Origin of the sequence: Pseudomonas sp. NBRC 111127, assembly GCF_001320345.1 — a bacterium.
Classification (GTDB): domain Bacteria; phylum Pseudomonadota; class Gammaproteobacteria; order Pseudomonadales; family Pseudomonadaceae; genus Aquipseudomonas; species Aquipseudomonas juntendi.
In genome coordinates, this window is record NZ_BCBD01000169.1 from 1 (window position 1) to 11728 (window position 11728).

General features: G+C 62.6%; 11 protein-coding genes. 5 read left to right on the forward strand and 6 right to left on the reverse strand.

Going from position 1 to position 11728, the window contains the following annotated elements; genetic code table 11:
* Positions 1-35: 35 nt before the first annotated feature.
* Positions 36-860, reverse strand: coding sequence for a 5-methyltetrahydropteroyltriglutamate--homocysteine methyltransferase (locus tag APH30_RS22850; RefSeq protein ID WP_054913841.1), 825 nt, complete (start codon positions 858-860; stop codon positions 36-38).
* Positions 861-1084: 224 nt separating this feature from the next.
* Between APH30_RS22850 and APH30_RS22855 the strand changes: the two genes are divergently transcribed.
* On the forward strand, positions 1085-2572 hold the full coding sequence (locus tag APH30_RS22855; protein WP_054913842.1) for a methylenetetrahydrofolate reductase C-terminal domain-containing protein: 1488 nt from the start codon (positions 1085-1087) through the stop codon (positions 2570-2572).
* On the opposite strand, the gene yjiA is transcribed toward APH30_RS22855, so the two are convergent.
* The 3 genes from yjiA to APH30_RS22870 form a co-directional block, all read right to left on the reverse strand.
* Positions 2532-3509, reverse strand: a complete 978-nt coding sequence (gene yjiA, locus APH30_RS22860) for a GTPase (RefSeq protein ID WP_054906238.1) — start codon at positions 3507-3509, stop codon at positions 2532-2534. The genes APH30_RS22855 and yjiA overlap by 41 nt on opposite strands.
* Positions 3510-3706: 197 nt before the next feature.
* A complete protein-coding gene (locus tag APH30_RS22865) occupies positions 3707-3904 on the reverse strand; it encodes a YbdD/YjiX family protein (protein WP_009682654.1) in 198 nt (65 codons plus the stop codon).
* 13 nt (positions 3905-3917) lie between these two features.
* Positions 3918-5984 carry a carbon starvation CstA family protein gene (locus APH30_RS22870; protein ID WP_009682653.1) on the reverse strand — a complete coding sequence of 689 codons (2067 nt, stop codon included), beginning with the start codon at positions 5982-5984 and terminating at the stop codon, positions 3918-3920.
* A gap of 166 nt (positions 5985-6150) precedes the next feature.
* On the opposite strand from APH30_RS22870, the gene APH30_RS22875 reads away from it, so the two are divergent.
* Both APH30_RS22875 and APH30_RS22880 read left to right on the forward strand, forming a co-directional pair.
* Positions 6151-6516, forward strand: a complete 366-nt coding sequence (locus APH30_RS22875; RefSeq protein WP_054913843.1) for a PilZ domain-containing protein — start codon at positions 6151-6153, stop codon at positions 6514-6516.
* A 260-nt stretch (positions 6517-6776) separates the two neighbouring features.
* Complete coding sequence (locus APH30_RS22880; protein ID WP_054906235.1) at positions 6777-8297, forward strand: nucleobase:cation symporter-2 family protein; 1521 nt, start codon at positions 6777-6779, stop codon at positions 8295-8297.
* 96 nt (positions 8298-8393) lie between these two features.
* On the opposite strand, the gene radA is transcribed toward APH30_RS22880, so the two are convergent.
* On the reverse strand, positions 8394-9764 hold the full coding sequence (radA, locus tag APH30_RS22885; protein WP_009681282.1) for a DNA repair protein RadA: 1371 nt from the start codon (positions 9762-9764) through the stop codon (positions 8394-8396).
* A gap of 176 nt (positions 9765-9940) precedes the next feature.
* On the opposite strand from radA, the gene mscL reads away from it, so the two are divergent.
* Positions 9941-10360: a large-conductance mechanosensitive channel protein MscL gene (gene mscL / locus APH30_RS22890; protein ID WP_029888025.1), complete on the forward strand. Its 420-nt coding sequence runs from the start codon at positions 9941-9943 to the stop codon at positions 10358-10360.
* A 71-nt stretch (positions 10361-10431) separates the two neighbouring features.
* Here mscL and APH30_RS22895 read toward each other — a convergent pair whose 3' ends face one another.
* Positions 10432-11208, reverse strand: a complete 777-nt coding sequence (locus APH30_RS22895; RefSeq protein WP_029888026.1) for a ferredoxin--NADP reductase — start codon at positions 11206-11208, stop codon at positions 10432-10434.
* A 212-nt stretch (positions 11209-11420) separates the two neighbouring features.
* Between APH30_RS22895 and APH30_RS22900 the strand changes: the two genes are divergently transcribed.
* A partial coding sequence (locus APH30_RS22900; RefSeq protein ID WP_177333777.1) for an autoinducer binding domain-containing protein occupies positions 11421-11728 on the forward strand: 308 nt, incomplete at its 3' end.

Consider the following 11728-nt stretch of genomic DNA (forward strand, 5'->3'; position numbering starts at 1 on the left):
AAGCCCGCGAACAGGGCGGCACAAGCAGCAGATGATCAAGCCGCGACTCGGTACTGCTCCAGCGAGGCGGCCAGCGCAGCCACTTCGTGGCACTTCTGCACAGCCACCTCTACGGTGCCATGCGCCAACGAACAGGCCGGCGCCAGCCACAGCCGCGCCCCCAGGCGCTCATGGGCGTCTTGCAACAGCCCCAGGGCATTGTCCAGTTCGCAAGGCGCGCCATCGCGGCCATCAACCAGGCCAAGCGACAGCACTTTATAGGCCGGCAGGCGGTCAAGGATGGCCTGATACTGTGCGGGCGCCTGCACCAGATCGATGTGCAGGCCATCGACTGGCAGGTTGGCGGCCAGGCCAAGGTTGCCATCCAGGCCACCGGCGTACGTGGCAATCAACTTCTTCAATGGTGCACGCTGCAGGATGTTGTAGACGCGCTCGAAGGCGTTTTTCCAGTCCTGGGGCAGGTCGTGGGCGAGGATCGGTTCGTCGATCTGGACCCATTCGACGCCCAGCGCAGCCAAGCGGTTGAGGGCCTGATCATACAAGGGCAGCAGGCGATCGAGCAGTTCCAGCTTGTCGAAGTCGGCGTTGCGTGCCTGGCCCTGCCACAGGTAGGTCAACGGGCCGATCACGACAGGCTTGATGGCATGGCCCAGCGCGTTGGCATGCTCCACCTCTTCGAACAAGGGTTCCCAGTTGAGGGCAAACGGCTGGTCATCGGTACCCGGCAGCTGGCCACATTGGCCGGTTTCGCCGACGGGCAGCAGTTCGATACCGGCGTCTTTCTGCACTTGCCAATGGCGGGCCCGCAGTTCGCGGTCGCCGCCAATGTATGGAAAGCCCAGGTTGTGTGCCAGTGCCATGTGTCGCCCCTCAGCATGCTCAAATTGATGAGGGGATTTTCCAGTGGATCGTGGTGTTGAGACAAACTCATAAAATTTGAGATAAACCCAAGAAATTCTCATGATCCTGAGGGCGCAGGGGCCGACCCATGTCTTGTTCAGAGCACCAGCCTGCGCATCCGGACATGACCTCCTGCCCCTTCTGCCGCACAATGCCACCCTGACCACACCAGGTGCCCGGCCTCATGAGCCTGCTGAAAACCGCGCTGCGTGAACACCATTTCGTCTGTGTCATGGAGTTTGTGCCCAAAGCCTCTGCAGAACGCTTCGCTGCGATGCAAGCGATCATGGACCGTGCGCAGCTGTGCGGCTGGCCAATGACCGTGGCCATCGGCGACCGCGTCGGCAGCCCGCTGGACATGTCGCCGCTGGACGCCCTGGCCTCGTTCGACCGCCCGGTGCCAGCCCTGCCGCATTTCTCCGGCAAGGACCGCGAACGCCACCACTTGCTCGCGCAATTGCAGCGCATGGAGGCGGCCGGCCTCGACCAGTTGCTGCTGCTGACCGGTGACCGTTTGCCTGGGCATGAACCCGGCCAGCGCCCGGTGCGCTACCTGGAGTCGGTGGCCGCGCTGCAGATTGCCCGCCAGGCCTGCCCGCACTGGTTGCTGGGCGCGGCGCTGAACCCATTCAAGTACCACGAGGAAGAAGGCGGCGCGCAGTACTTCAAGGCCGAGAAAAAACTGGCTGCGGGGGCCGACTTCCTCACCTTGCAACTGGGCTTCGACGCAGCCAAACACCAGGAAGCCATGCACTGGATGCGCCGCCAGGCCGCGCCCAAACCCATGCTGGCCTGCCTGATGAGCCTCACCCATGGCCGTGCAGCGATGCTCGACCACGTCGCCGGCGTGACCGTTACCCCCTCCATGCGCGAAATGCTCGAAGCAGAAATGGCGCAGTCCAAGGCTTTTGCCCAGGCGCGCAGCGTTGACCGCCTTGCCTTGCAGATCATCGGTACGAAGCTGATGGGTTACGCGGGCGTGCACCTGTCGGGCATTCATGACCTGAAGCAGCTGCTTGCCCTTGAAGCGCGACTGGCGTACTGGCAAACGCACGTCCACACCCTGGAGCAATGGGCGCCCGCCTGGCAAGCCAGTTGGCAGATGCCGGGGCTGCCGGCAGTCACCTTCCATCCCCCCCAGGCCAACTGGCGCCAGGGCGAATCAAGGGTCGATGCCTCGTTCAAGGAAAAAGCCCGCTACCACCTGATGCATGGCATGCATGGGCTGCTGTTCAGCCGCCGCAACAGCCTGAGCAAGGCATTTGGCTGGGCGGTGCGCCAGCCACTGTGGACCACCCGCCTTGGCGCACAGGTGCTGCACACCCTGGAGCGCAGTGTGAAGCGCCCGTTGGTTGGCTGCGATACCTGCGGCCGCTGCCGCCTGGAAGACACCTTGTACACCTGCCCGGAAACCTGCCCCAAGGGCCTGGCCAATGGCCCCTGTGGGGGCACCGCGCTCAACCGCTGCGAGTTCGGCGACCGCGAGTGCATCCACAGCATCAAGTACCGCACTGCCAAGGCCGTGGGGCAAACCGCCGTGCTGAGGGAGCGGCTGATCCCCTGCATCGAGGAGCAAACGCGCCACCGCAGCTCGTGGCCGCAGTGGTTCGCGCCACCCTCGCCGCGCCGGGTCAGCCCTCAGCCAGCGCCTCGAACCCAGCCCGAATCGTAGCCTCGGGCAGGTCATCGGCAATGAAGACCATCACGCTTTCGCGGGTTTCGCCTTCGGCCCACTCGGCGTCCCAGTCGAAGCCATACAGCTTGAGCACACCCTGGAACACCAGCTTGCGGTCCTCGCCGGCAATGTTCAGCACGCCCTTGTAACGCAGCAGCTGTTTGCCATGGGTTTCCAGCAGGTCGTTCATGAAGCCGCTGAGGCGGTCGATATCCAGCGCGGCTTCGGTACGCAGCACCAGGGTGCCGATACGGTCGGGGGTGGCTGGCTTGAGCACCGGGCGCAGCGAGGGTTTCAGGTTTGCGCCCAGGTCGGGGTTGAGGTTGAAGCCGCGCACGTCCAGCAACTCTGCCAGGTCGATGCAACCGTGCTCGACCACACGGATCGCCGCCCGCCCGTTGATACGGGCCAGGCGTTCGCGCAGGGCCTGGACCGCAGCCGGCTCGACGAGGTCGGTCTTGCTCAGCAACAGGCGATCGGCAAAGCCGACCTGGGCCTGGGCGATGGTCTGGGTCAAATGCAACTCGGCATGCTTGGCATCGACCAGGGTGATGATGCCGTCGAGGATGTAGCGCTCGCGCAGTTCCTCGTCGATGAAGAAGGTTTGCGCCACCGGCGCCGGGTCGGCCAGGCCGGTGCATTCGATCACCAGGCGGTCGAAGGCGATTTCGCCGGCATCCAGGCGCTCGAGCAGCAGGTACAAGGCGCGGGTCAGGTCGCCGTGGATGCTGCAGCACACACAGCCGTTGGCCAGGGTCATCACCTGCACCGGCTGGTCGCCCAGCAACTGGCTGTCGATGCCGGCGTCACTGAATTCGTTTTCGATCACCGCCAGCTTCAGACCATGCTCGGCCTTGAGCATGTGTTTGAGCAAGGTGGTCTTACCGGCACCGAGGAAGCCGGTGAGGATGGTTACGGGAATGGGCGTCTGCACGCAGAACATCTCCTGTGCGGAAAAAACACTGGCCCGATCGCCGGCAAGCCAGCTCCCACAGGTACCGCGCAAACCTTGACGCCTGGGCAGTACCTGAAAGAGCGCCCCAAAGGCACCGCACAAACCTGGAGGCCTGTGAAGTGCCTGTGGGAGCTGGCTTGCCAGCGATGAGGCCGGTACAGGTTAACGCTTGAGACTCAACAGCACTTGGGCCCGGACTTGCCGCCATAACGTGCTTCCTGACGTTCGCGGAAGAACTGCTCATACGTCATGACCGGCTTGTCCGGGTGTGTCTTGTGCATGTGCTCGACATAGTTGTCGTAGTCGGGCATGCCGACCATCAGGCGGGCGGCCTGCCCCAGGTACTTACCCAGTCGACCCAGGTCGTTGAACATGACAGCGGTCCTCTCAAGCGTCAGGCAGGGCCTGGAATGGGGTTTCCTTGTCGCTGCGTTCTTTGCGGCCGAGGGCGGCGTAGCCGACCTTGATGGCAAAGAACAGCACACTGAACACCACCAGCAGGAACAGAATGGTCAGGCCGGCGTTGGTGTAGGCGTTGAAGATCACGTGTTGCATCTGCCCGATGTCCTTGGCCGGGGCCAGAACCTGGCCGGCGTCCAGGGCGGTGCTGTACTTCTTGGCCAGGGCCAGGAAACCTACAGCCGGGTTCGGGTCGAACAGCTTGATCAGGCCAGCCGCCGTGGTGCAGATCAGCAGCCAGGCTGCCGGCAGCAGGGTGACCCAGATGTAGCGCTCGCGCTTCATCTTGATCAGGACCACGGTGCCCAGCATCAGGGCAATACCCGCCAGCATCTGGTTGGAGATACCGAACAGTGGCCACAGGGTGTTGATACCGCCCAGCGGGTCGATCACGCCCTGGTACAGCAGGTAACCCCACAACGCTACACAACCACCGGTGGCCAGCAGGTTGGCACCCCACGACTCGGTGCGTTTCAGGGCTGGTACGAAACTGCCCAGCAAGTCTTGCAGCATGAAGCGCCCGGCACGGGTACCGGCGTCGACCGCGGTGAGGATGAACAGCGCCTCGAACAGGATCGCGAAGTGGTACCAGAACGCCATGGTGTTTTCACCCGGCAGCACCTGGTGCAGGATTTGCGCGATACCTACCGCCAGCGTGGGTGCACCCCCGGCACGGGCCAGGATGGTGTGCTCGCCAATGTCGCGGGCCACCGCCTCCAGTTGCTCGGGCGTTATCAGGAAGCCCCAGCTGCTCACGGTCTGCGCGACCGACGCCACATCGGCGCCGACCACGGCTGCCGGGCTGTTCATGGCGAAGTACACGCCAGGTTCGATCACCGACGCAGCCACCATGGCCATGATGGCCACGAACGACTCCATCAGCATGCCGCCATAGCCGATGTAGCGGGCGTTGGTTTCGTTATCCAGCAGCTTGGGCGTAGTGCCCGAGGAGATCAGCGCGTGGAAGCCAGACACCGCACCACAGGCAATGGTGATGAACAAGAACGGGAACAGGGTGCCCTTCCACACAGGGCCCGTGCCATCGGTGAACTGGGTCAGCGCCGGCATTTTCAGCTCGGGCATGGTCACCAGGATGCCGATGGCCAGGGCGATGATGGTACCGATCTTGAGGAAGGTCGACAGGTAGTCGCGCGGCGCCAGCACCAGCCACACCGGCAGTACCGCAGCCACGAAACCGTAACCGACCAGCATCCAGGTGATCTGCACACCGGTGAAGGTGAACGCCGGGCCCCATACCGGATCGGCCGCAATCTGGCCCCCCAGCCAGATCGAGGCCAACAGCAGCACCACGCCGATGATCGAGATTTCACCAATGTGGCCCGGGCGGATGTAGCGCATGTAAATGCCCATGAACATCGCGATCGGGATGGTCGCCATCACCGTGAACATGCCCCATGGGCTTTCGGCCAGGGCCTTGACCACGATCAGCGCCAGCACCGCCAAGATGATGATCATGATCAGGAAGCAGCCGAACAGGGCGATGGTGCCCGGAATGCGGCCCATTTCCTCGCGCACCATGTCGCCCAGCGAGCGGCCATTGCGGCGGGTAGACAGGAACAGGACCATGAAGTCCTGCACTGCACCGGCCAGCACCACACCGGCAATCAGCCACAGCGTGCCGGGCAGGTAGCCCATTTGCGCGGCGAGCACCGGGCCCACCAGTGGGCCAGCGCCGGCGATGGCGGCGAAGTGGTGGCCGAACAGAATGTGTTTGTTGGTCGGAACGTAGTCCAGGCCGTCGTTGTTGAGCACCGCCGGGGTGGCACGGCGCGGGTCGAGTTGCATCACTTTGGTGGCGATGAACAGGCTGTAGTAGCGATAGGCGACCAGGTAGATGGCCACTGCCGCGACCACGATCCACAAGGCATTGATCGCCTCACCGCGACGCAGGGCAACAACACCCAGCGCGCAGGCCCCTATGACTGCCAGCGCCAGCCACGGTATGTGGCGTAGCAGGCTATTATTGTTGTTCATGGTTAGCTTCCAGCTGTTGGATTGGAAAGACCGCCCACCGAGTCTAGGGCGAGTCAGGCGGCATTGCCACACTTGCTTTGGTCTAGAGCCTCTGCGGCCAGATTGCAGTACCTGATGCACAAACCCTTCATCACCCTGATCAGGATGCCACCCGAGGGCCTTACCCATGAGCGATCACGACGAACGTAGGCATTTCCAGCGAATCTGCTTCGACGCCCCTACCGAACTTCACCAAGGCTCCCGATGCTGGTCGCCCAAGCTGCTGGACATTTCGCTCAAGGGGCTGCTGGTGGAACGCCCGCAGCAATGGGATGCCGACCTGAGCCAGAACTTCGACGCAATCATCACGCTGGACGAGCAAACGCAGGTGACCATGCAGGTCGAACTGCGCCACGAAGAGCAGACCCAGCTAGGTTTCATTTGCCTCTACATCGATGTCGAATCGATGACCCATCTGCACCGTCTTGTGGAATTGAACCTGGGTGACGGCACCATAATGATGCGTGAGCTGCGGGAATTGATCGAAGAATGAAATCTCTTAGCTAGCTAAGGGCATTCCCACTTTGTGTTTCCTGTCTACTCAGACAGCTTTAAGGCTGGGTAGCAGGACTTTGTACACACCCCTCTAGTACAGCTTTAAACAAGTTGGTACGGCTCATGCATTGGGTTTTAACACACCCTGATGCCGCACTTGTGCGCGCTCCGATCAAAATATTGTATACAATTCTTGTGGCAATCAATCACGGGAAGTGTCTACAGTAGCGCCACAACAATAAACAGAGAGCCTGCTCCATGACTACGTCCCCTAGCACGTCTCCCGCTCAACGCCCCGAGGACGAAAACCTCGGGCTGGGCGCCAACCTGGCCTATGGTCTGCAACACGTGTTGACCATGTACGGGGGGATCGTCGCGGTGCCCCTGATCCTGGGGCAGGCCGCTGGCCTGAACGGTGGCGAAATCGGCATGCTGATCGCCGCCTCGCTGTTTGCCGGTGGCCTGGCCACCCTGCTGCAGACATTGGGTCTGCCGTTTTTCGGCTGCCAGCTACCGCTGGTGCAGGGCGTGTCGTTCGCGGGCGTGGCGACCATGGGCGCCATTCTCAGCAGCGAAGGTGGCGGTGGCTTGCCGGGGGTGCTCGGTGCGGTCATGGCGGCATCGCTGATCGGCTTCCTGATTACCCCGGTGTTCTCGCGCATTACCAAGTTCTTCCCGCCCCTGGTGACCGGTATCGTCATCACCACCATCGGCCTGACCCTGATGCCGGTCGCCGCGCGCTGGGTAATGGGCGGCAACAGCGCTTCGCCTGAGTTCGGCAGCGTGGCCAATATCGGCCTGGCGGCGCTGACCTTTGCCATTGTGCTGCTGCTGAGCAAACTGGGTAGCGCGAGCATCTCGCGGCTGTCGATCCTGCTGGCCATGGTGGTCGGCACATTGATCGCCTGGGCGCTGGGCATGGCCGACTTCAGCAAGGTCACCGAAGGCCCGATGTTCGCCTTCCCCACGCCGTTCCATTTCGGCATGCCCGAGTTTCACATCGCGGCCATCCTGTCGATGTGCATCGTCATCATGGTGACCCTGGTGGAAACCTCGGCCGACATCCTTGCCGTGGGCGAGATCATCGATACCAAGGTCGACTCCAAGCGCCTGGGCAACGGCCTGCGTGCCGACATGGCGTCGAGCATTCTGGCGCCGATCTTCGGCTCGTTCACGCAAAGCGCATTCGCCCAGAACGTCGGCCTGGTGGCCGTTACCGGCGTCAAGAGCCGTTATGTGGTGGCTACCGGTGGCCTGATCCTGGTGGTTCTCGGCCTGCTGCCGATCATGGGCCGGGTCATTGCCGCCGTCCCTACCCCGGTACTGGGCGGTGCAGGGATCGTGCTGTTCGGCACCGTGGCAGCCAGTGGTATCCGCACTTTGTCCAAGGTCAGCTACAAGAACAACGTGAACCTGATCATCGTCGCGGCATCGCTGGGCTTCGGCATGATCCCGATCGCCGCGCCGACCTTCTACCACCACTTCCCGAACTGGTTCGAGACCATCTTCCACTCGGGCATCAGCTCGGCGGCGATCATGGCCATCCTGCTGAACCTGATCTTCAACCACTTCACCACCGGCAACTCGGAAAACCAGTCGGTGTTCGCTGCGGCCTACGAGCGCACCATCCAGTATTCGGACATTTCCGCACTGCGCGATGGCGACTACTTCAAGGATGGCAAGTTGTTCGATGCCGAGGGTAACGAGGTGCCGATGCTGGAGCTGGACGAGCATGGCAATGAAACGGTCAGACGCCCTGCGGCGGTGGCCGAGCATTGAGGGTTGCCTGAGCGGTGAGGTGGGGGGGCCGATGCGCATCATCGGCCCCCTTTTTCGTTTGCCTGTGCCGGCGATAGGGCCGGAACAGGCTACGAATTACTCGAACAATGCATCCAGGGCCTGCTCCAGCCGGGTCACGGCAATGACCTGCAGCCCCGCTGGCGGCTCCTTCGGCGCATTGCCCTTGGGCACGATCGCCCGCTTGAAACCGTGCTTGGCCGCCTCCTTCAAGCGCTCCTGCCCGCTTGGCACCGGGCGTACCTCGCCCGACAAGCCGATCTCGCCGAACACCAGCAGGCCATGGGCCAGTGGCCGATTGCGCAGGCTGGACATCACCGCCGCCAGCAGCGCCAGGTCCGAAGCGGTTTCCAGCACCTTGACCCCGCCCACCACATTGAGGAACACGTCCTGGTCGTGGGTGGGTATACCGCCGTGGCGGTGCAGTACCGCCAGCAGCATGGCCAGGCGGTTCTGGTCCAGGCCCAGGGTGACCCGGCGCGGGTTGGCCAGGTGGCTGTCGTCCACCAGCGCCTGCACCTCGACCAGCATGGGCCGGGTGCCTTCCCAGGTGGCCATCACCACGCTGCCCGGCACTTCCTCCTGGGTACGGTTGAGGAAGATCGCCGACGGGTTGGAGACCTCTTTCAAGCCGCGGTCGGTCATGCCGAACACGCCCAGCTCGTTGACGGCGCCGAAGCGGTTCTTCACCGCCCGCAGCAAGCGCAGGCGGCCGTCGGACTCGCCCTCGAAATACAACACGGTATCGACCATGTGCTCCAGCACCCGCGGGCCGGCCAGCGAGCCCTCCTTGGTGACGTGGCCGACCAGGAAGATGGCCGTGCCGCTCTGCTTGGCATAACGCACCAGCAACGCCGTGCTTTCACGCACCTGGGCAACGCCACCAGGGGCTGACTGCAACTGCTCGGTGAAGATGGTCTGGATGGAGTCGATCACCATTACCCGCGGTTTTTCGACTCGTGCCGTGGCAATGATCGTCTCGATGCAGGTTTCGGTCATGACCTTGAGCTTGTCCTGGGGCAGGCCCAGCCGGCGCGAGCGCATGGCCACCTGTTGCTGCGATTCCTCGCCAGTGACATACAGTGCCGGCATGCCCACGGCGATGTTGCACAGGGTCTGCAACAGGATGGTCGACTTGCCGATGCCGGGGTCGCCACCAATCAGCACCACCGAGCCGTCTACCAGGCCGCCACCCAACACACGGTCCAGCTCGGTGCTGCTGGTGGTGAAACGGGGGATCTCCTCGACGCTGACTTCGGCCAGGGTCTTGATCTGTGCCTGCTGCCCGGTCCAACCGGCGCGGCCACTGCTGGGCGCAGCGGCACCGCCGCTTTCGATCATGGTTTCGACCAGGGTGTTCCAGGCCCCGCACTCACCACACTGGCCGGCCCATTTGGGGAAGGTCGCGCCGCACTCGGTGCAGCCATACATGCGCTTGGCCTTGGCCATGGGTTGGGGTCTCCTGGAAAAATCGCCATGATAGCCGAGCCGCACGTGCCTCGAGCGCTTCGGGATGCGACAAAACTATTCGTTCTAACCGCAGTCAGTTGCCCTGAACACAACGCATGAAGCGTTCAAGTGGCTTACACTGCGTTTACCTCACCTTTTGTTACAAGGATCTAAACATGGGCATGCTCAATGAGTTCAAGGCCTTCGCGGTCAAAGGCAACGTCGTCGACATGGCGGTTGGTATCATCATCGGCGCAGCCTTCGGCAAGATCGTCTCGTCCTTCGTCGGCGACGTGATCATGCCTCCGCTGGGCCTGTTGATTGGTGGTGTGGATTTCAGCGACCTGGCCATTACCCTGAAAGCCGCTCAAGGTGACGTACCGGCGGTGGTGCTGGCCTATGGCAAGTTCATCCAGACCGTGATCGACTTCCTGATCGTGGCCTTCGCCATTTTCATGGGCGTGAAGGCCATCAACCGGCTCAAGCGTGAAGAGGCCGTGGCACCGACTGCCCCGCCAGTGCCTACCCCCCAGGAAACCCTGCTGACCGAGATTCGCGATTTGCTCAAGACGCAGAACCAGAACCGCCTGCCTTGAGTTTGCCGGGCTGCCTTGCAGCCCGCTCCTGCTCGCCGGCACCGGCAGCGCCGGTGCCCAGGCCCGGCGCCTTACCAGTAATTCTCGACCGCCACCTGGCCGGGGCGCTTGCTCAGGCTCAACTGCAGGTCGCGTGCCTTGAGCACCTTGCGTGTCTCGTCGATCATCTCCGGGTTGCCGCACAGCATCACCCGCGAATGCTCGGGGGACAGTTCCAGCCCCGCCGCCCTCTCCAACTCACCGTTCTCGATCAGCGTGGTAATGCGCTGGTTCAGCGCACCAGGGTGCTGCTCGCGGGTGACCACCGGAATGAACTGCAACTTGCCAGCAAACTCGGCCAGATAATCGCGCTGTTCCAGCCCGGCAATTTCATCCACATAAGCCAGCTCTCTGGCCTCGCGTACCGAATACACCAGCTTGATGCTGTCGAACCGCTCCCAGGCCTCGAAGTCCTGCAGGATCGACATGAACGGCGCAATGCCGGTACCGGTAGCCAGCAGCCACAGGTCGCGGCCGCCGACGAAGCGGTCGAGGGTGAGGAAGCCAAACGCCTGGCGGTCTATCAGCAAGGTATCACCTGCCCCCAGGCGGCTCAGCTCACTGGTGAACTCGCCGCCCGGCACCACGATAGAGAAGAAATCCAGGTGCTCGTCATGGGGCGCACTGACCATGGAATAGGCGCGCCATACCACGCTGCCATCGGCCTTGGTCACGCCCAGCCGGGCGAACTGGCCGGAACGGAATCGGAACCCGGCATCGCGCGTAACCCGCAGGCTGAAGAGGTTCGGCGTCAGCGGCTGAACATCGAGCAGGGTCTGGCGGGTGAACTTTTCGGCGCTAGCGGTCATATCGGGCTCCAGGGTTGGCGTGTGCACAGTGTCGCCTAAAGTGCTCGGGATAAAAACCACCGCTTTGTAGGGCCTCACGCCGGGTGCCGGTATGAAAGTCGCAGAGAATGCAGTTGGCTATAGCAAAAAATCCCAACACAACGGTAGGTCTTTTCCTACACTAGTCCTGATTCTCAAACGGATTGGATCCCGCGCCCCAAGGAGTGTTTCAGATGCTTCACTGGAAACCTGAACATCTTGATGCGTTCGTCAACGAGCGCAGCCCAAAGAAGCTGTTCAACATCGCAGTGCATCTGGCGCAGGACCTGGCCATGCAGTACCTGGGGCTGAACCTGCGCATTCAGATCGCGACGCAGACGCCCAGGCTCTACCTGTACAGCAACTATCCCGATGAATGGATCAGTCGCTATCAGCGCGACGACTTCTACAAGCAGGACTGCGCCGCCCACCTCAGCCACCAGTCGACCCTGCCGGTGCTGTGGACCGACGAGCTCTATCATGAGGCCCCGCACTTTCGCGA